Here is a 21,094-nt window from a genome sequence, read left to right as displayed (position 1 = left end):
TTGCACTTGGCGGTGCAGCCTCACTCACAATAACGGCAGCAGTGTGCTGGCGAATGCGAAACTTACAAAAGGAAGTGTCAAACCTTCATCTGCAATACACTAATCTGCAAGCATCACACTCTGAATTAATGCAAGAAAACGCAGTATTACAAGTAAGCCATGAAACACTGCATTCAATGAAAAACGAGAATCAATCATTACAACAACAACTAAATGAACAACGAATCATTGTTGCACGCACGCAAGCACAAAACGATGCGCAGCAAAAGCGCATTGAAGCGCTTCATGAAGCGCATGAAGACAAATTGGCTACAATGGCGGCGTCAGAACAGCGTTTACAAACACAATTTGAAAACTTAGCGAATAAAATTTTCGAAGAAAAGCAGCAGCGCTATACCCAACAAACGAAAAACAATATCGAAGCGGTGTTGGCACCATTCAAAAACGAATTAGAAGGATTCAAAAAGCAAATATCAGATCAGCATATACGGGAAGGGCAAGAGCGCGCTTCACTTAAAACAGAAATATTGGGTTTAAAAGCACTCAATCAGAAGATTACAGAAGAGGCTGCAGCCCTCACTAATGCACTAAAAGGTGACAATAAAAAGCAAGGCAACTGGGGCGAAGTAGTTTTAGAACGTATTTTACAAGAATCTGGCCTTCGAAAGGGCCATGAATATGAAACCCAAGTTTCGGTTACCGCCGAACACGGTAAACGGCTACAACCTGATGTTGTTGTTCATTTACCTAATGAAAAAGACGTAATAATAGATTCAAAAGTAAGTTTGGCGGCTTACGAGCGATTTTATAACTGTGAAGATGAAGTAGAGCGCAGCCTGCATCTAGCACAACACGTAGCTTCGATTAAAGGCCATATAAAGGGGTTAGGCGCAAAAGACTATCAATCGTTGAAGGGGTTAAAGACGCTAGACTATGTGCTTTTATTTATTCCTATTGAGCCTGCATTTATGTTGGCTATTGAAGAAGAGCCTAACCTAGTATCGCTTGCGTTAAATCACAATATCATGCTTGTTAGCCCTACTAATTTGTTAGTGGCTCTTCGCACAATCAACAACATCTGGCAGTACGAATATCAAAATCAGAACGCGCAACACATTGCAGAACATGCCGCAAAACTTTACGACAAATTCGTCGGCTTCGTTAATGATATGGAGAGAGTAGGTAAGTCATTAGATAGTGCACAGGTTAGCTTCGATAGTGCAATGGGTAAGCTATCTTCAGGTCGAGGCAATATAGTGCGGCAGATTGAGCGATTTAGAGAATTAGGTGTACAGCCAAACAAGAAGCTTCCTGACAGTGTTAACGCAAATTTAAGTGATGAGTAGGCAGTTCCTCTAATAACACTAATAAATAACAGAAATTAGAAATCAAAAAAGGCCGCTTTCGCGGCCTTTTTAAATATTCTAAATTACTTTACTAACTACGTTATTAACGCTTAACACGTCTACGTAGGAATGCTACTGGAGCAAGAAGTAGTGCAATCCAACCCATAGAACCACCAGAGCTACGACGTGGCTCAACTGGCTCAGCTGGTGCAGGCTGTTCGCTTGCTTCATCAGCTAGGTTGTTTACAGATACTGTTACTTCAGCTGCTTCAGATACGTTACCAGTAGTATCGATAGCAACAACTTCCATTGTTACTGACTCGAAACCAGCGTCGAAATCTAGAAGTGCAGAGTTTGCAACAGTGATTTCACCAGCACGCGATACTGAGAACGCGTTTGAAGTAGAAGACTGTACAAAGATTTCAGATACTGGGCTAGTTACGCCATCAGCGTCTGTAGCAGTGATTGTACCAACTACGGTACCGTCTGCTGCGTTCTCGTCTACGTCAAATGCTTGCGCTTCAATTGTTGGAGCGTTTCCGCCGTCACGAGCAATGCTAGATACTACAGCGCCGCTTTCACCTAGGAATGCAAAGCCACCAGTACCTACACCATTCAGAACACCAACTTCACCTGGTGCAAGAGATGCTACAGGCTCGCCAGCAGCGTTTGTTACAGTAGGTGTAGAAAGTAGTGGGAACGAGTAGTTAGTTACTACTAGGTCTTCATCCCATGCTACTGAAGGGAAGAAGTCAAACGCGCTATTTTCAACACGGAACGCAACGTTTGCAGTCGCATTACCAAGGTCAGCAATAGTAAGACCTAAATCTTCAATACAGCTAACCATTGATAGAACGTTACTGCCTGGCTCGTGAATAGTTCCAAATAGTGAACCAGAAAGTGCGTCAAATGGACGGGTGAATGTTACTACCGCTGTAGAGTCACGGCCGAACGCAGACTCATTTAGTGTTTGCGCAGTAAAGTCAAATACACCATCGCCATCAGCATCTACGTCCATGAACCAACCTAACTGGTGAAGTGAGGCAATTGGGTCACGCATTGTGATATTTGTGAATACAATCGCACCTTCAGCACACGTTTCAGTTGGAACACTGATGTACTCTAGTGATGTGTTCACGATGTCGAAAGTTTTATCTTCGTCAACGCCGCTATCAACCATTAGAGGTACCATTGCTGTACCAAAGTCGGTTACACCAGTGTTTGTTACAGTACGAACAACGCCGTCTTCAGTAATTTCGCTACCGATAGTTACCGAGCCGTACGCTTTAGGTAGTACGTGGTATACCAGGTGCATTGAAACATCGTTGCTATCAGTAAGCATTAGAGCACCGTCAAACTCAACGTTTGTAAGTGCAGCAGTGCCGTCAGCAGCTGACTCGTCACCCGTTAGATTCCACTCAGGAAGTTTCGCTGGGTCGATAGTTGCTGTTACGTCGAATGTTACTGTCTGACCAGCTGGAACTGTTACTGAAGAAGGATAGTCCATAGTAAGCGCTTCAGTTGCAGCATCATCAGCAAAGCGCGCTACGTCTGAAAGCGTGTAGGTTTTCGCTTCGTTTGAGAAGTTTTTAACCGTTACTGTTTTAGTGATAGACGATTCTTCGCTTAGACCTAGAAGACCAAACGCAAGTGCTGCTTGCTTAGTTGCGCTATCCCAAGCTGCAGTTGTTGATTGTGACGCTTTTTCTACGTCAACAAGACCTGCACCGATGTAGCTGATTGGCGCAAGTTCTGCTTCAGGGTTAACTGAACGCGCTTCCATTGTTACATCAAGGTTAGCGTTGTTCATTAGCGTTGCTTTAAGTTCGAACGCGTTACGACCTGGGAATACTTCAGCAAGCATAGACATTGCACCAGCCGTGATTGGGCTAGAGAATGAAGTACCGCTAATTGGAGAAGTACCGTCACCTGTGCCAACAGCAGCAGTGTCAATCGCCGTACCTGGTGCAGTAATTTCCGGCTTAAGTAAACCGTCAACTGAAGGACCACGTGAAGTAAAGGTTGCAATTGCACCATCTTTCACGACTAGCTCAGAAGCGAATGCATACGTTGCCGTGTCAGCTTCGATAGCAGTTTTAAGAACCGCACCGTCTTCGTTTGAGATCATAACTGAGTTGATAGTGATCTCTGACGCTGGTGAGCCGCCCATAGTGATAACGCCTGCGCCTGGCTGGTTGTTAGCAACAACAACAAAGTCAGCGCCTGCTGCTTGTGCGTTAAGTACTTTAGTGGTGAAGGCACAACCACCGCGGTCGATTAACGCAATAGAATCAGTAAGGTCTGTGGTGTATGCAGCACAGCCCGTAGCGTTTGTGTCTGCTTCCGCATAGATGATTGGCGTAGTGCTATCTACAGAAAACTCCGGCTCAGGGTTAAAACCTGCTGCTGCAGCAATAATTGCTTGATCACCAAGGGTCGCTGATACTTCTGCAGATTCAACCGTGGGGTGCGTCATCGCACCTACAGAAAGTGCGTTAGTTGTGGTACTTGGACCACCAACGATGAAAGGAGTCGGGCCATCGTTACCTGCAGAGATTGCTACAACAACGCCTAGCTCAACAGCTTTGTCGATAAGCTCTGCCACAGCGCCACCACGATTTGTACCGAAATCGCCACCTAGTGACATGTTAATTACGTCTACACGGTCAGAAATGTCGCCGTCACCATTAGGATCCATTGAAGCTTCAAGACCTGCAAGCTGCGCAGCACCTGGGCAAGACTGGTCACATACTGTGTATGCATAAACTTCCGCGTCTGGAGCAACACCTAACACTGAGTGCGCAACGTGCGTACCGTGGTTATTATTGTCCATTGGATCAGGGTCGCCGTTAAAGAAGTCGAAACCACCAATAACCTGACCGATTGGCCATGCTGGCGTATCTGCTAAATCAGCAGTCGCTTCTGCATAGGCTTCAGCTGTACCTGGGCCGCCTACCGCAGCGTGCGTGTAGTCTAGGCCTGAATCTAGGATAGCTACGCGAGTACCCATACCGCTAGCAACGTTTGCTGTAACAAGGCCGCTTGCTTTGATGTATTCCGCGCTGTCTGCGATGTGAAGTTTAGAGTTGAACACTGGAAGAACGCTTTCAACACCGCTTAATTTTTGAATTTCAGCAACTGCAGTTGAAGAACCGTCAATTACTAAACCAGCAACAAGGTTTTTAGTTCTTGATGTAACTGTTACGTCAAGTCCTAGCGATTCAATTTGCTGTTGAAGAAGGTCAAGACCTGCGTCTGTATCTAGCGTAACATCTGAGTTTGAACCTACAGATGAAAGGCCTTGCTCTTTCATTAAGGCAACTTCTGCGCGAGAAAGTGCCGTGTCACCTTTCGCCTTCACTAACCAAGTTGTGCCTTGAGTCTCAAGCGCTGAGCTTTCAACCGTTGCATTTTTAACTTGTGATTGTAGAAGGGTATTTAGATTTACTCTGTCTGATGCAGCAACCGAAGTTGCAGATAGTGCCATCATTATAGAGGCGCTAAGAATTGTTTTTTTCATAATTATTCTCGTGTGAATAGTTCCCTGGAACCCAACGATTTTGATTCGTATACACAAAGGTCATTCGCCTTTTCTCTCGTGCACACTACCGTCGGTGTATCTATATCTAGCACACTTTGTTTCGATTTGTAACGGGTATTTCTGAAATAAACAATTTACACATTTTGTTACATTTATACATTCTGTTTAATTTGAAACAGCAGCAAAAAGCAGGGCGTATTTTGTTTAAAATGTAGTCTTTCAGTGTGAAAAGCGGTCAATTGTCACAAGGTTATCTACACTAATTTACCTGCATTTAAAGTTGTTAACGAAAACGCCCATCCTACTTCGTTATCATAAAATTTACATAAGTTTTACTTTATTAGGATGGATGTCCTCTTTATTGTCTCTTGTTGAAATTTTTACTCTCTTTGCCAATCAAAAAATTACACCAATAAAAAAGACGCTCCTTCTCAGAGTCTACTAGCATAGTAAATATTGTAACTGTCGATTTTTAACCCTCATTTTTAAGGGGAAGCGTGTGGAAAACAGAAACCATTTGGCCTCAGTAAAAACAACAAACAAGGTCGAAATCATTTCTAATGGCGTGGTTGATATACCAATGCTACAAGTGCTTACTGCTGAAGGTGGTGTTGCCGAAGACGCGGTAGAACCAGAACTAACGCAAGAAGAAGCATTAAAAATTTATAATACTATGGAGTACATCCGTGTACTCGACGAGCGTATGGTGGGTGCGCAGCGCCAAGGAAGAATCAGTTTTTATCTTGCAAGCACAGGCGAGGAGGCAGCGTCTGTTGCTAGCGCGGCGGCGTTGACTATGGACGATATGGTTATGTCGCAGTATCGCGAGCAAGGTGCATTGGCATACCGCGGATACACAACTGAACAGTTCATGAACCAAATGTTTAGTAATAAAGCCGACCCAAATAAAGGGCGCCAAATGCCCATTCACTATGGCGATAAACCATTAAACTTCATGACAATCTCGTCGCCACTGGGCACACAGATTCCACAGGCGTCAGGTTATGCCTACGGACAAAAGATGTCTGGCAAAGACGTCGTTACTATTTGCTATTTTGGTGAAGGTGCCGCATCTGAAGGCGATTTTCATGCTGGTCTGAATATGGCAGCTGTGCTGAAGTGTCCAGTAATATTTTTCTGTAGAAACAATGGTTATGCCATTTCGACACCTGCAGAGGAACAGTTTGCTGGTGACGGTATCGCTTCACGCGGTCTTGGATATGGTATTAAGACAATTCGCGTTGATGGTAATGATGCGTTAGCGATTTACGCAGCCACTAAAGAAGCCCGCCGTATAGCCATAGAAGAAAAATGCCCAGTGTTAATAGAGGCTATGACCTATCGATTAGCGGCTCATTCTACATCTGACGACCCTACAGGCTATCGTTCAAGAGAAGAGGAAGATAAATGGCGCGCAAAAGACCCTATTGCGAGAATGGCAAAATGGCTCGAAAGCAAAGGCTGGTTTGATGAAAAAGAAAACCAAGCTCGCGTTGAAAAGGCGCGTCAAGACGTTTTAGCCGCAATGAAAAGCTGCGAGAAAACCGACGTTTGTGATGTTGATGACATTGTTGAAGATGTTTACGACACGCCGCCTTGGCATTTAAAAGAGCAGCTTAATGAATTAAAAGCGCATATTAAAAAGTACCCTCAGATGTACCCTAAAACAGCAGGGAGAGTGAAGTAATGGCTAAAATGAATTTATTGCAGGCGATAAATAATGCGCTAATCACCGCTATGACCGAAGACGAAAAGGTAATGGTGTTTGGTGAAGACGTGGGGCATTTTGGCGGTGTATTCCGCGCGACTAGCCATTTACAAGAAAAGTTTGGTAAAGCGCGTTGCTTTAACACGCCGCTAACGGAGCAAGGCATTATAGGCTTTGCAAATGGTTTAGCGTCGCAAGGCTCAGTGCCGGTAGCTGAAATTCAGTTCGGTGACTATATCTTCCCTGCTTTCGATCAAATTGTGAATGAAACTGCAAAATGGCGCTACCGTTCGGGTGGGCAATTCGATGTAGGCACTCTTACTATAAGAACACCATACGGTGGTGGAATAGCGGGCGGACATTATCACAGTCAGTCGCCAGAAGCGTTTTTCGCTCATTGCCCTGGGCTTAAAATTGTTATGCCGCGCGACCCTTACCAAGCGAAAGGCCTACTTCTTGCGTCTATTCGTGACAAAAACCCCGTATTATTCATGGAACCCAAACGCTTGTATCGAGCGTCTGTTGCTGATGTACCAGAAGAAGATTATGAACTTCCACTTGGAAAAGCAGACGTTGTTCAAGAAGGTAGCGATATAACCTTGTTAGGTTGGGGCGCACAGATAGAAATCCTTCAAAAGGCAGCGGCTATGGCACTGGAAGATGGCGTATCGTGTGAAATCATCGATCTTCGCAGCATACTTCCTTGGGACGTTGAGGCCGTAATGGCATCTGTTATGAAAACAGGCCGTTTGCTTATTAACCACGAAGCGCCGTTAACAGGTGGCTTCGCGAGTGAAATTGCAGCATCAATACAGGAGCGTTGTTTCTTGTACTTAGAAGCGCCCATTGCCCGTGTTTGTGGCCTTGATACGCCTTACCCATTAGCGCATGAGAAAGAATACATGCCTGATGAAACAAAAACGTACGAAGCCATTAAACGTACACTGCACTACTAAAGTTGGGAGGAAGAATAATGACAATTGAATTTATTTTGCCCGACATCGGTGAAGGGATTGTTGAGTGCGAGTTATTGGAATGGTTGGTTGTAGAAGGCGAGCACATTGAAGAAGACCAGCCCGTAGCTGAGGTAATGACCGACAAGGCTACAGTGCAGATCCCGGCTATGCACGCCGGTATTGTAAAAAAGCTTCACTATGCTGTTGGAGAAATTGCTAAAGTTCACGAGCCACTATTTGCAATGCAACCTGATGATGCTGAAGGTGCGTCCGACAATCAGGACAGTGTTAACGAGCCAAGTGAAGACGCTTCAAATACGATTTCAGACTTAAACGCCAATCTTCCGCAAAGTGAATCTGCGCAAGGAGTTGTCGAAGACTTTATTTTGCCTGATATCGGTGAAGGCATTGTTGAATGCGAAATCGTTAAATGGAACGTGAGCGAAGGCGAACAAATAGAAGAAGATCAGGCGGTTGTTGAAGTAATGACCGATAAAGCGGTAGTTGAGATTCCTGCTAAAAATGCTGGTGTTGTACACAAGCTTTACCACGCACAAGGAGACATTGCTAAAGTACATACTCCGTTATTTGCACTTTTAGTTGCGGGTGAAGGCTCTGGTGCAGATTCGAATCAAGAAATACAAGGTGCTGCATCTAACGCTGAATCTACTCAAACTGGTGAATCGAAAGGCCAACAGAGTACCTCGTCTAAAGCCAACCCAACAGCAGACATTACGCCGTCTAAATTCAAAGAGGGTGACTACGAGCCACCCGTTGTTATTGAGGGCAAAGTGTTAGCTAGCCCTGCGGTACGACGTGTTGCGCGAGAGCATAATATTGATTTGTCAGGCGTAACTGGTTCGGGTAAAAAAGGGCGCATTCTTAAAGCCGATGTTATCTCGCTTAATGCTAATAATAGTAACGCCAAGGCTAAAGAACTTAACGAAACTTCTACTGCAACTGCACAGGGCAGTACGATAACGCCAACTAGCACATCTGGTGGTGTACGCGTTGAAAAAGTACGTGGTATTCAGGCTGCTATGGCTAAACAAATGTCGGCTTCTGTTTACACTATTCCTCACTTCACAGTAAGCGATGAAGTGGTTATGGATAACTTGATGACGCTAAGAAAAATGCTTAAGCCAGAGTTTGAAGCAAAAGCTATCAAACTCAGCTTTATGCCATTTTTCGTTAAAGCACTTTCATTAGCCTTAACAGAATTCCCTGTTATTAATAGTCAGCTAAATGATGATGCAAGCGAATTGACCTATTTTGATGATCACAATATAGGGTTCGCCGTTGACTCTAAAATCGGCCTGTTAGTGCCTAATATCAAAGGTGTTCAAAACCTGTCATTACTTGATATTGCCTTGCAGATGCAGGAAATCATCAATCAAGCGCGAGAAGGTCGCATTGCAGGCGAGCACCTTAAAGGCGGCACTATAAGTATTTCTAATATCGGTGCAATTGGCGGCATTACAGCCACGCCTGTCATCAATAAACCAGAAGCTGCAATAGTGGCGCTAGGTAAGACGCAGAAACTTCCTCGTTTTGACGAGCAGGGCAATGTGTTTGCACAGCATATTATGGCGGTTAACTGGTCTGGGGATCACCGTATTATCGACGGTGCTACAATGGTTAAGTTTAACAACCTATGGATGAGCTACTTAACCCAGCCTGAAAAAATGCTTATGCACTTAAAGTAATGCTTAACAGCTAAAAGCAAGAAAAAGGTTGATGTTAAAAGCATCAACCTTTTTTTGTTTAATGTACCTACGTTAAAGATAAGGTTATCATTAGTGTATTAAGGTGATATTCGACAAACATAGAGGCTTCGTGCTTAGCTATCAACATGCATTTCACGCTGGAAACCATGCAGATGTGGTAAAACATTTGTGCTGGATGGGCGTACTAAATTCTTTAAAAAAGAAAGATAAACCCTTCACACTCTACGACTCTCATGCAGGTGCAGGGACGTATAACTTAAAAGACGACATGTCGGCAAAAAACCAAGAATTTTTAACCGGTATCTCGGCGTTGGCCAATGTCACTCCTTCCGCTGATTTATTGCGTGAATATCTAGCGCTCTGCAACACCTTTATGTCAGAAAACTGTTACCCCGGTTCGCCTGCGATTAGTGCAGCTGAAAAGCGTTCTGATGATGTGCTTCACCTGATGGAATTACATCCAGCTGAGCACAGTAAGCTTGAGCAAAATATCAAGGCGTTACGCGTAAAAAATGTTTGCGTACATAAACGGGACGGGTATGAGGGACTTCGTGCACTGACGCCACCAAAGCCCAATAGGGGGGCTATTTTAATAGATCCACCCTATGAACGTGCTTCGGAATATAATGATGTGCTAAAAGGCGTTAAGGATGTGTTTAAGCGATGGCAACAGGCGCAAATAGTGGTGTGGTATCCACTTCTATCTGCGCGAGCCGGCGCAAAACACGGTGCCAGTGAAAAAATGCTTGAGCAGCTAACTGAACTAGGGCGTCCTTGCTTCAAAGCCGAAATTTGCATTGCTGAAAATGAACATGATGCGGGTATGTATGGTTCTGGAGTGCTGGTGATAAATCCGCCATGGCAATTAGACCAGCAATTATCTTGTGCGCTACTAGAAGCTGTTAAGCATATGGGACCAGTGGCTTCAACAAACCTTACATGGCTTAATAAAGACGCGTAACTTATGTCACAGCTTAAAGGCCTAAAGCACTTCTACATTCCAGATGAGCAATCAATTTATCTGCTATCACATGCTGATGCTAAAAAGCTTAAAGACTGGGTAAATTTGTGTAAATCACAGCTAGAGGGTCTGGGCTATACCGCTATTTCATTGTTAGGCAAGGGCGCTTTTGGCTTCGCGTTCGCTGGCACAGCACCTGACGGCCGTGAGCGGGTGTTTAAGTTTTCCAGAATAACGCTGCCACAACACGTCCAAGACCGCTTAGAAGAAGAAGCTTTCATGCTCTCTCATGTTGAGCACGAGCATGTTCCAATGTTTATTGAGTATCAGCAAATACGAAAGCAGTCTATTTTAGTAATGGAACGAGCGCCTGGGGATGACCTTGAGAAAGTAAGCCTAAGGCAAGGACCACTTCCGCCGCGCATCATTGTTAAAATAGCCGTGCAGGTTGGTGAGCTTTTATCTACATTCAGGCGTCATACGGACCACGGTGAAATTAAGCCAATAGTGCACGGCGACATTAAGCCATCTAATCTTGTGTGGGATGAGAGCAGCGAAACCATTAGTCTTATCGATTGGGGATCATCGGTATTCGCGCAAACCGATATCGATGGTCAGTACGTCGGCAACAATGTGATGGACTTGATGTCTGGCGAACTTCATCAAACCAATGCGCGTCTTGGCGATGTTTATTTTATTGGTGAGGAACAATTAAATGGTGCGTTATCAAGCCCTCGGTTTGATGAACAAGGTTTAGCGAGTACCTTATATGCATTGGCTTCTGGACAGTCTTGCCGTTATGGAAGTCGTGTGATTACACCATCTTCTCTGGGATTACCTAAAATGTTGGCGAATATTTTAGAGTATATGTTAAGTGAAGATCCTAAACAAAGGCGTCAAGGTGGAGATTACTTTTTCAACCACTTGCATGTGCTTAAGAACATGGTGTTTATCCAAGATACCGCTGTAACTTACACGCCATTAATTCCTACGTGGCTTTCAAAAAGTGACGAGCAAATTGAAACCGTAGTTTATAGTTCTCGTAAATCGTATTTACGCCAGCAGGCTATTTTGGGCCAGCAAGATGCTGACGAACTTCGTTATATCGATGATGCTCAATTTGACAGATACTATAAGAATTATCTGCAAGGCATGGGAGATACTGAAAAAGCATTTGTGTCTGCAATAAGTCGTTTGGGACGATACCCTGTTGTGGGCGGAATGGCTGTTCGATGGGAGCCGGAAGGTATCTATGTTGATTCATCACTGAACCTGTATGATGAAAGTGTAAAAGCAGCATTCGAACTTGCGGTCAATAATGTGATTAATTTAGCGAGGGCAATTCACAAGCCTGCCGTTTTTAAATGCTGTATGTTCAATGCTAAAAATACGCTGCATATAGAAAGAGAGAGTGAAGAGCACTCCTTTACACCCGATCAATCGCTATCAATTCGATACGAGCTTTCGAAGGTATCTGCCCAAAAAGATGACAGCAGAACGCACTCTTATTTTGAAGATGGTGATGATCCAGACGAATTGCTAAAACTACCGGATGAGATTATTGAAACCATTAAGCAACTCAATGCAATTCATCACACAGGTTGTATTATTTTCGAAGCGTTACCTAAACACCTAAAAATACATAACTATTATACTTTGCTAGATCATAGCCAAGAGCAACGTTTTACAAACTTACTAGCAAAACTGGTAAAACAGATTCCGCTAATTGATGGACTGGGGATTTCAGGTTTCATGAAACTGCCTTATAAAGACACTCGCTTTTTCGAGCATAAGGCAAAACTACCTGAGAAATATTATCCTAGAAACCCTAAAGCGGTTAAAGAAGAGAACTAAATTAATGTCTGAGATAAAACTATCATCACTATTTGAGCTAGAAACCGTTGAGGCTGGTATTTATCGTGGTCAAAGTTGGGATTTAGGCTTTAGGGCCTTATTTGGCGGACAGGTACTGGGACAAGCCCTCGCAGCCGCTTATGAAACCGTAGAAAAAGACCGCGTCGCACATTCATTTCACACATATTTTCTTCTACCGGGCGATGCAAAAAAGCCTGTTGTTTATGACGTTGAAATTGTTCGCGATGGACGAAGTTTCTCTGCACGACGTATAAAAGCGATACAGAACGGTCGTAATATTTTCTATATGACGGCGTCGTTTCAAGTTCCCGATGCAGGAATGGAACATCAGTCACCCACAATGCCAGATGTGCCACCGCCTGAAGAAGTGCAATCCGATATTGAGTTTTATCAAGCGCACTTTGATAAAATCGCGCGCCCTATGCGCGAAGCGCTTAGTTATCATGAACCTGTAGACATACGTACCGTAGATGCGGCTAACTCTTACCAGCCGGTAAAAAGAGAGCCAACACGGTATATATGGATGAAAGCGAGAGACACACTTGAAGGCGGCCTATCGGTGCACCAAGCAGCGCTAGCGTATGCATCAGATTATCATTTTTTGAGTACCTCTTTACAGCCGCACGGTGTGGCAGTAACCGATAAATCTCTGCGTATTGCGACCATTGACCATGCTATGTGGTTTCATCGCCCGGTAAATATGAACGAGTGGCTATTATACGCTATGGAAAGCCCATTTAGCGGTGGTTCAAGAGGGTTGGTAAGAGGGCAGATCTTTAATCAAAAAGGTGAGCTTGTTGCTTCAACTACGCAAGAAGGTTTAATGCGAAAAGTTGATTAAGTGTATGCTGTTGTCAGAGCACAGATAAGTATTAAATCCGTTGAGCAAAGAGATATAAAAACAAACTAAAAGGAACCCCCATGATTTATCAATTGGATGAGTTAAAACCAACTGTAGCCGATGATGTGTTTGTTGCTCCTGGCGCTCACATAATTGGAAATGTAGAGTTAAAGCAAGGTTCAAGTGTTTGGTTTAACAGCGTTCTTCGTGGCGATATGGATAAACTTACTATTGGCGAAAGCACCAATATTCAAGATGGTAGCGTGCTTCACACTGACGCTGGAATTCCTCTCACTATTGGTAAGGGCGTTACCGTGGGTCACAAAGTTATGTTACACGGATGTTCAATAGGCGATTATTCTTTAATAGGAATAAACGCTGTTGTACTTAACGGTGCAAAAATTGGAAGATTTTGCATTATCGGTGCTAACGCATTGATAACCGAAAACATGGAAGTACCAGATTACAGCGTAGTGATGGGTTCGCCAGGAAAAGTGGTAAAGACGTTAGACGAGAGCGTGGAACCGAAACTGAAGGGATCGGCAGCGCATTACGTTGAGAATGCAAAGCGTTATAAAAAGTCATTGAGCGCTATATAAAACGGCTTGAAAACACTTGGCGCTACATAAAAAATGCCCAGAACAAACGTTCCGGGCCTAGGGGAATGGCTCATTGCTGAGCCGTGCGCTAACTTTTACAGGGAGAGTTTAAATAAAATATTTCAAACGGACAATGAGTATAGATTACATTTGTACGTTTTATAAACAAATTGGCGCTTTATTTTAAAATATTTGTTTGTTTGTTAGCCCTCTGGATAAAATACACTCTATTTTTCAATGTAGTACGCCCTGGTCTTACCAGTTTCTTTTCCTATTTTCAAGCCACTTTTGCAGTGCACAAATTACGCACTGATTGTTCACAATTTATCCACTGTTATGCTGAAAATACATTCCTCACATTACATTCATAATGTTTATGTTCGCTACAAACGGTTGTACAACATGTTTAACAACGTACTATGTGGTCAATAACAAATACCTATCAATGAATTTTGTAAAACTGATGAGGATGGATTATGCAATCGCTTTCAACTTTTATTCCGCCTGAACGCACTTTAATGGGACCAGGGCCATCCGATGTAAATCCTCGCATTTTAAATGCCATGGCAAGACCAACACTTGGTCACTTAGATCCACTTTTCATTCAATTAATGGATGAAACAAAGTCGTTACTGCAATATGCCTTCAAAACAGAAAATGCCTTAACGATGCCTATTTCCGCGCCGGGTTCAGCGGGAATGGAAGCTTGTTTTGTAAACTTAGTAGAGCCAGGCGACAAAGTACTTGTTTGTATAAACGGTGTATTTGGTTTGCGTATGGTTGAAAACGTCGAGCGTTGTGGCGGTGAAGCCATTACTGTTTCAAACGAGTGGGGAACGCAAACCGACCTCAATGCCGTTGAAGATATATTGAAAGCGCATCCCGATATCAAGGTTTTAGCGTTCGTTCACGCTGAAACGTCAACCGGTGTGCGCAATGAAGCGAAGTTGCTTTGCCAACTTGCGAAGCAATACAACTGCTTAACCATTGTTGATGCCGTTACCTCGCTTGGCGGTATAGAACTTGACGTTGACGGTTGGGAAATTGACGCAATTTATTCGGGCTCTCAAAAATGTTTGAGTTGTGTTCCCGGCATCTCGCCCGTTTCGTTTAGCGACAAAGCAGTGAACGTAATACAAAACAGAAAAACTAAAGTACAAAGCTGGTTTCTAGACATGAACCTTATCGTGGGCTATTGGGGTAAGGGTGCAAAACGCGCTTATCACCACACTGCGCCGGTAAACAGTATGTATGCTATGTATGAGTCGCTACTTATTCTTAAAGAGGAAGGGCTTGAAAATGCATGGCAACGCCACGCAGATGGACATGCAAAACTTGCAGCGGGCCTTGAGGACCTTGGGTTGGAATTAACCGTTGATAGCGATTACCGACTTCCTCAATTGAACGTTGTAAAAATTCCAGATGGTGTGGATGACGCAAGCGTTAGAAAACAGTTGCTAGAAGACTTTAACTTAGAAATTGGCGCTGGCTTAGGTGAACATGCAGGAAAAGTTTGGAGGATAGGTCTTATGGGTTACGCATGTAAGCCTCGAAACATCGACCATTGTCTTGCCGCTCTTAGACAGGTTTTGCGTTGATACGGTAGCTCGTTAACGCGAATAACTGTGCTTAACGAGCGTTGATTTTATTTAAAAAAGACTAGTCTTGTTGGCTAGTCTTTTTTGATTGACCTTAAAATAAGACCACTCAACGTAAAAACCTTACGTTTGATTAGAAAAACATTACTCTCTTCCTACGTTGTAACGCTCTGTATTACGTCGCTGCTAACTCTTTTGTAAGGTAACCTTAAACTACATTGTTCACTTAATATTCATATTTCTTGTGCAAAATAAAACGGCAATTAAACGTCAAAAAAGGAATGAATTTATGGCTTCAATTTACACTCGTCAGCACGTTTTAGAACAGTTTAAACGCTGTATTTCTATAGTAATAATGACTTTTACATCGTTTGCTTCTTTTGCGAATGATGCGGTTATCAATGTTCAAGGTATTGGTAAAATACACTCAACCCCAAACGCTTATTCAGTAACCTTTATCGTTGAAGAACAAGGCGCAACGGTGTCTAAGCTTAATCAACAAGTCACCGCAGAACTGAACAGCATTGTGAATTTTTTATTATCACAGGGTATTGCAGAGCAAAACATACAAAGCATGCAGGTTCGGCTAAACCCTAGATACAACAATACGCCTAAAGGGCGCATACAGGAGGGGTTCGTGTTAACGAGAGAAATAGCCATCACATCCCTTGATATTGAAAACTATGATGCCGTAATAGACGGCGCGTTAAAACGTGGTGTAGATCGCATTCAACAATTTGAATTTATTTCAGTGAACGATGAAAACGCTTATCAGAAAGCATTAATACTGGCAGTGAAGGATGCAAAGCATCGTGCACAGCTACTTTCAAAAGAATTATCGGTGGAAATAGGCGAAGTGGTTGCAATATCTGAAACAGGTGGCAATATGCCCGTTCCAATCATGCGCGCCGAAGCTTTTGCCAGCGATACATCCGTATCGTTACCAGGACTTAAAACCACAGAAGCGCGTGTTAACGTAACTTTTAAGCTTGTTCAATAGCAGGAAAAAACGTTTGAAAGAACAACTCTACAACCAGTTGATTAGCCAAGCTGAAAGCTTGGTTTCTGGCGAGCGAGATCTCATCGCTAATATGGCGAACATTAGCGCTTTATTGTTCAATAATCTTGAATCGGTTAATTGGGCGGGTTTCTACTTGTTCAAAGAAGAGCAGCTGGTTCTTGGACCATTTCAAGGTCAGCCAGCCTGCATCCGAATACCAATAGGTAAAGGCGTATGCGGAACTAGTGCCGAAACACGCACAGTTCAGCGCATTGCTGACGTACACCAGTTTGCAGGTCATATCGCTTGTGACGCGGCGTCTAACTCGGAAATTGTTATTCCCCTTGTTCTTAATGACCAGTTAATCGGTGTGCTTGATATCGATAGCCCTGAATTTGATAGGTTTGATGAAGAAGATGAAAAGGGGCTAATTAAAATCGCACATGCCTTAGTTGAATCACAGCGGTAATAAGCCATGAAATCGAGTGTAGACATTCATGTTGTCCTATCAACGTTTGAAGATATGGAAGACTTTCACGATGACCCAGACGAGGCATCTGAACGTTTAAACTTTATTCTTCACGCAATATACGACACCGCAGATGAAGATATTGAAACGCAGCGATTAGAACAAATTTTGCACCATGCTTGGGAATCTTGGCAACAAGACAAGCATTTATTAGAAATAGATGACGACGAATTGCTTGATTGGGTTGACCACACGCTGGCAACTTGGGATGATGAAAGCAACGAAGAAATCTCCTAAATAATTTAGAAAGTTAATGGAATCACCAGAGAAGTTTACTAATAGTAAGGAAGTTATTGCTTTCCTTGCACATACCTTTCCTCAATGTTTTAGTGTTGAAGGCGAGGCCCGTCCACTCAAGATTGGAATTTTTCAAGATCTTGCAGAGCGCTTAGCTGATGACGAACGTGTAAGTAAAACGTTATTACGTTCTACGCTACGTCATTATACGAATAGCTGGCGTTATCTATACAGCGTTAAGGAAGGCGCCAACCGCGTCGATTTAGACGGTGTTGAAGGCGACGCTATCGAAAAAGAGCATGCAGACCACGCTCAGCAGCAGCTTGAAGAAAGTAAAGCTAAAGCAGCTGAAAAGCGAAAGGCAAAGCAAGCTCAACAGCCAAAGCGAAAAGAAAAACGTCAATTTAATCGCCCAAAAGGTGAAAAAGTCGGAAATTCGGACCAAGCTGATAGTAAGCGCGGAACTAAACCGAAAAATAACAGACCAAACAATATACCACCTGCGAAATTAACAGAGTGTGATTTACAGCAAGGCACGCAAGTTACCGTTAAGCTTGGTAAGGCGCCCATGCCAGCAGTAATAACAGAAGTTGCGAAAGACGGTATTCATGTTCAGCTAGATTCAGGCATGGTGGTTAAAGTAAACGCAGACGCTTTACGTTTGGCTCGCACCAAGAGGTCGTAAATATGAGAGACATCCTTCGAATTTCCATTGCTAGTGCATTTCTTTCTGTGGGTGTTGGCGCAGGGGCAGTAACTTCTGCACCTGACGTTGACGAATTACCTATATTACAACAAGAGTCGCAGCACAGTGTTGCTGCAAAGCGTGTTAGCGCGCTTTTTACTCGAGCGCACTATAAGGAAATATCGTTGGATGACGCACTCTCTGCACGTGTTTACCAACGTTTTATCGAATCTCTTGACCACAACAAGCAGATTTTACTTTTATCTGATGTCGTGAGCTTTGAGAAATACCGCACGCTATTTGATGATGCTTTGAGCAAAGGCAATTTGTCGGTGGCGTACGATATGTACAACGTAAGTGCCAAGCGCCGTATTGAGCGCTACGAATTCGCCTTAGGCGTGCTAGAAAAAGGCCCGTTTGATTTTGAAAAAGAGGGCGATAAGTTCTACTACGATCGCGAAGATGCTGAATGGCCTACTACGAAGGCTGAGCTTGATGAGATTTGGCGCCAGCGCGTCAAGTACGATGCGCTAAATTTGATTTTGGCGGATAAGACCTGGGAAGAAGCGAAAGAGCTTCTAACAAAGCGTTACATTCGCGCTATCAAACGTACCACTCAAGCTAAAAGCGAAGATGTGTTTCAAACGGCAATGAATGCGTTCGCACGTACTATTGAAGCGCACACTAGCTACTTATCACCTCGCAACGCTGAACGGTTTCAAATGGATATGAATTTGTCATTTGAAGGCATTGGCGCAGTTTTGCAAAGCGAAGATGATTTCACTATTATCAAAAGTGTTGTGCCGGGTGGCCCCGCCGATGAGTCTGGTGCTATAAAACCAGAAGATAAGATCATCGGTGTTGCACAAGACGACGAAGAATTTGTAGACGTTATTGGCTGGCGTTTAGACGAAGTTGTAGAGCTAATTAAAGGCCCTAAAGGAAGTACAGTTCGTCTTCAAGTTCAAAAAGGCGCATCTGACGCGAAAACAACATCGGTTGTAAGCCTAACAAGAGATAAAATTAAATTAGAAGACAGAGCTGCAAAGTCTGAAGTTTATACGCCAGAAACAGGCCCTAATGCTGGTGAGCCGCTAGGCGTTATTACCATTCCAAGCTTCTACAATAACTTAAGCGCAGATGTAGCAAAAGAAATAGAAAGTCTTAAAGCGCAAAATGTGAAAGGCGTAATTGTCGATTTGCGCGGTAATGGTGGTGGTTCGCTTACAGAGGCGACCTTGCTTACCGGCCTTTTCATTGAAAAGGGCCCAGTTGTTCAAATACGCTATGGGCAGACAAAGGTGAGTGTAAATCGCGATACCGACGGTGAAGTTGCTTATGATGGACCACTGACTGTATTAGTCGACAGATACAGCGCTTCGGCTTCAGAGATTTTTGCGGCTGCGATGCAGGACTATAATCGCGCTTTAATTATCGGAGAGCAAACCTTCGGTAAGGGTACTGTGCAGCAGCATCGTGGATTAGGAAAAATCTATGACTTGTACGACAACCCACTGGGCAGTGTTCAGTTCACGATTGCTAAATTCTATCGTATTAACGGTGGCAGTACCCAGCATAAAGGGGTTATCCCTGATATTTTATACCCGTCCGCGGTTGAACCGTCAGAGTGGGGCGAGAGCCAGGCAGAGAATGCTCTTCCTTGGGATAGCATAAACCGTGCGAACTATACGACATTTGCTGACGGTACTGCTGCGCTAGATGTTTTAACAGCAAAGCATAACAAGCGCATTATGCAAGATCCTGAGTTTTCTTATATCTATGAAGATATTGAAGAGTACAAAGAGAACAAAGATAAGAACTACATCTCGTTAGTTAAGTCCGAGCGAGAAGCAGACAAGAAAGAGGCTGAAGAGAGAGCGTTGATGCGTGCTAACGAACGTTTACAGCGAATGGGCCTTGAATCAGTTGCATCATTGGACGACCTACCAGAAGATATGGAAGAATTAGACCCATTCTTAGATGAAGCAGCCAATATTACATTCGATATGATTGGAACGGGCCGCTACGCTATCACGAGAAATTAAACGATATTAAAGAAGGGCTGGTCTGTGGCCAGCCCTTTTTTTGTGTCTACAAATAAAACAAAACGACTAAAAGAATAATAAAAGGGAAATAACATGGCTATCAGAGGCGAATTTTCCTCTCGAATAGGATTTGTACTGGCCGCAGCTGGTTCAGCAGTGGGTCTAGGCAACATTTGGGGCTTTCCAACGAAGGTAGCAAGTAACGGCGGCGCTGCTTTCGTACTTGTCTATTTACTCCTCGCTTTCGTTCTAGCTTACCCTGTACTAATGGCTGAGTTAATCATAGGCCGTAGCACGCGTTCTAATATGGTTGACGCACTAGGTAAAATATCAGGTAGCTTTATTGGAAGAGCAACCGGCCTATGGGGCTGCGTTACTGTGTCGCTAATTTTAGCTTTCTACGCCATTGTTGGTGGCTGGATGCTGGTTTATTTTGCTGACGCGGCGGTAAGCCTTGTCGGATTGGAATCTGCAAGCGATTGGCTGCTCACCTCGTCGGTTACGCGTAACGTAGTATTTTGTCTGTTATTCATGGGGTTAACCGCATTTATCGTTGTAGGCGGTGTGAAGTCGGGTATCGAAAAGTGGTCAGTTAGACTAATGCCTACGCTGGTCATTCTTATTCTTGCACTGATTGTTTATGTGAGCTTGCAACCAGGTGCGGTTGAAGGATGGAGCGCGTATCTTGTTCCAGATTTCTCAAGAGTATTAGATCCAGAGTTGCTTATTAACGCCATGGGTCAAGCGTTCTTTTCTATGTCGTTAGGTGTAGGCACCATGTTGGTGTATGGCTCTTACCTTAGTAAAAATGAAAACCTTCCAACAATCGGTGCATCCGTTGCGTTAGTCGATATAGGTGTTGCGGTTATCGCAGGCATGTTGATTATTCCTGCAATGTACGTGGCATTGAACAATGGCGTAGAAATTTTCACGCCAGAGGGGGCGCTGATCCAAGGTGACACGCTTATATTTAAAGTGCTTCCGGCGCTATTTGATACTATCGGAACCGTTGGCCTGTTCGTTGCCTTTACATTCTTTGCGCTTATGGCAATTGCAGCCGTAACATCTTCTATTTCTATGCTAGAAGTACCCGTGGCCTACATGGTAGAAAGCAAAGGATTAAAGCGTAAAAAAGCAGTAGTGTTAATGGCCTCTATCATTTTTGCGCTTAGTTGTATCATCATCTTCAACTTTGAAACCTTGTTCGGTTTTGTCATTGCGTTAACCACGGAATACAGCCAACCGTTACTTGGTTTAGTGCTATGTATTTTCGCCGGCTGGGTATGGCGTAGAGACGCGATACTCGATGAACTAAAAGAAGGTAATGAGTACGCTGAGCACAGTATTTTTTGGAAAATCTGGCCTTGGTACGTACGTTTTGTTTGCCCCGTCGTTATCGCAGTAATGTTTTATCGTTCAGTTTTTTAAGCACTCAAAGTCAAAGCT

The 21,094-nt window shown here is 43.7% G+C and carries 16 protein-coding genes; 15 read left to right on the top strand and 1 reads right to left on the bottom strand.

What is annotated here, in order from left to right:
• Positions 1–53 precede the first annotated feature (53 nt).
• The gene (gene rmuC, locus ACGHAV_RS01875) at positions 54–1,346 is read left to right on the top strand and encodes a DNA recombination protein RmuC (protein WP_390376034.1); all 1,293 of its coding nucleotides are present in this window, start codon (positions 54–56) and stop codon (positions 1,344–1,346) included.
• Between the two features lie 103 nt (positions 1,347–1,449).
• On the opposite strand, the gene ACGHAV_RS01870 is transcribed toward rmuC, so the two are convergent.
• Positions 1,450–4,866, bottom strand: a complete 3,417-nt coding sequence (locus ACGHAV_RS01870; RefSeq protein ID WP_390375642.1) for a S8 family serine peptidase — start codon at positions 4,864–4,866, stop codon at positions 1,450–1,452.
• A 520-nt stretch (positions 4,867–5,386) separates the two neighbouring features.
• Here ACGHAV_RS01870 and ACGHAV_RS01865 point away from each other — a divergent pair.
• The 14 genes from ACGHAV_RS01865 to ACGHAV_RS01800 all read left to right on the top strand — a co-directional run bounded on the left by ACGHAV_RS01865 (position 5,387) and on the right by ACGHAV_RS01800 (position 21,076).
• A complete protein-coding gene (locus tag ACGHAV_RS01865; protein ID WP_390375639.1) occupies positions 5,387–6,574 on the top strand; it encodes a thiamine pyrophosphate-dependent dehydrogenase E1 component subunit alpha in 1,188 nt (395 codons plus the stop codon).
• Positions 6,574–7,551: an alpha-ketoacid dehydrogenase subunit beta gene (locus tag ACGHAV_RS01860; RefSeq protein WP_334014205.1), complete on the top strand. Its 978-nt coding sequence runs from the start codon at positions 6,574–6,576 to the stop codon at positions 7,549–7,551. Before ACGHAV_RS01865 ends, ACGHAV_RS01860 begins: the two co-directional genes overlap by 1 nt.
• Before the next feature lie 17 nt (positions 7,552–7,568).
• On the top strand, positions 7,569–9,257 hold the full coding sequence (locus ACGHAV_RS01855) for a dihydrolipoyllysine-residue acetyltransferase (RefSeq protein ID WP_390375636.1): 1,689 nt from the start codon (positions 7,569–7,571) through the stop codon (positions 9,255–9,257).
• A gap of 130 nt (positions 9,258–9,387) precedes the next feature.
• The gene (locus ACGHAV_RS01850) at positions 9,388–10,239 is read left to right on the top strand and encodes a 23S rRNA (adenine(2030)-N(6))-methyltransferase RlmJ (RefSeq protein WP_390375633.1); all 852 of its coding nucleotides are present in this window, start codon (positions 9,388–9,390) and stop codon (positions 10,237–10,239) included.
• A gap of 3 nt (positions 10,240–10,242) precedes the next feature.
• Entirely contained in the window at positions 10,243–12,093 is a 1,851-nt protein-coding gene (locus ACGHAV_RS01845; protein WP_390375630.1) for a protein kinase, read from the top strand.
• A gap of 4 nt (positions 12,094–12,097) precedes the next feature.
• Complete coding sequence (gene tesB / locus ACGHAV_RS01840) at positions 12,098–12,955, top strand: acyl-CoA thioesterase II (protein ID WP_390375627.1); 858 nt, start codon at positions 12,098–12,100, stop codon at positions 12,953–12,955.
• A gap of 80 nt (positions 12,956–13,035) precedes the next feature.
• Positions 13,036–13,554, top strand: a complete 519-nt coding sequence (locus ACGHAV_RS01835; RefSeq protein WP_390375624.1) for a gamma carbonic anhydrase family protein — start codon at positions 13,036–13,038, stop codon at positions 13,552–13,554.
• Positions 13,555–14,030: 476 nt separating this feature from the next.
• Positions 14,031–15,152 (top strand): alanine--glyoxylate aminotransferase family protein, encoded by a 1,122-nt coding sequence (locus ACGHAV_RS01830; RefSeq protein ID WP_334014199.1) that lies wholly within the window; start codon positions 14,031–14,033, stop codon positions 15,150–15,152.
• Positions 15,153–15,441: 289 nt separating this feature from the next.
• On the top strand, positions 15,442–16,152 hold the full coding sequence (locus tag ACGHAV_RS01825) for an SIMPL domain-containing protein (protein WP_390375620.1): 711 nt from the start codon (positions 15,442–15,444) through the stop codon (positions 16,150–16,152).
• A gap of 13 nt (positions 16,153–16,165) precedes the next feature.
• Entirely contained in the window at positions 16,166–16,621 is a 456-nt protein-coding gene (locus ACGHAV_RS01820) for a GAF domain-containing protein (protein WP_390375617.1), read from the top strand.
• Positions 16,622–16,627: 6 nt separating this feature from the next.
• Positions 16,628–16,918, top strand: coding sequence for a hypothetical protein (locus ACGHAV_RS01815; RefSeq protein WP_334014196.1), 291 nt, complete (start codon positions 16,628–16,630; stop codon positions 16,916–16,918).
• Between the two features lie 16 nt (positions 16,919–16,934).
• Entirely contained in the window at positions 16,935–17,603 is a 669-nt protein-coding gene (proQ, locus tag ACGHAV_RS01810; RefSeq protein ID WP_390375614.1) for an RNA chaperone ProQ, read from the top strand.
• 2 nt (positions 17,604–17,605) lie between these two features.
• Positions 17,606–19,648, top strand: coding sequence for a carboxy terminal-processing peptidase (prc, locus tag ACGHAV_RS01805; RefSeq protein ID WP_390375611.1), 2,043 nt, complete (start codon positions 17,606–17,608; stop codon positions 19,646–19,648).
• Positions 19,649–19,741: 93 nt separating this feature from the next.
• Positions 19,742–21,076 carry a sodium-dependent transporter gene (locus ACGHAV_RS01800; protein WP_390375608.1) on the top strand — a complete coding sequence of 445 codons (1,335 nt, stop codon included), beginning with the start codon at positions 19,742–19,744 and terminating at the stop codon, positions 21,074–21,076.
• Positions 21,077–21,094 lie beyond the last annotated feature (18 nt).

It is taken from the genome of Alteromonas sp. MTD1, from assembly GCF_042848195.1.
GTDB lineage: Bacteria > Pseudomonadota > Gammaproteobacteria > Enterobacterales > Alteromonadaceae > Alteromonas.
This window is presented reverse-complemented; position numbering and strand designations above follow the sequence as displayed.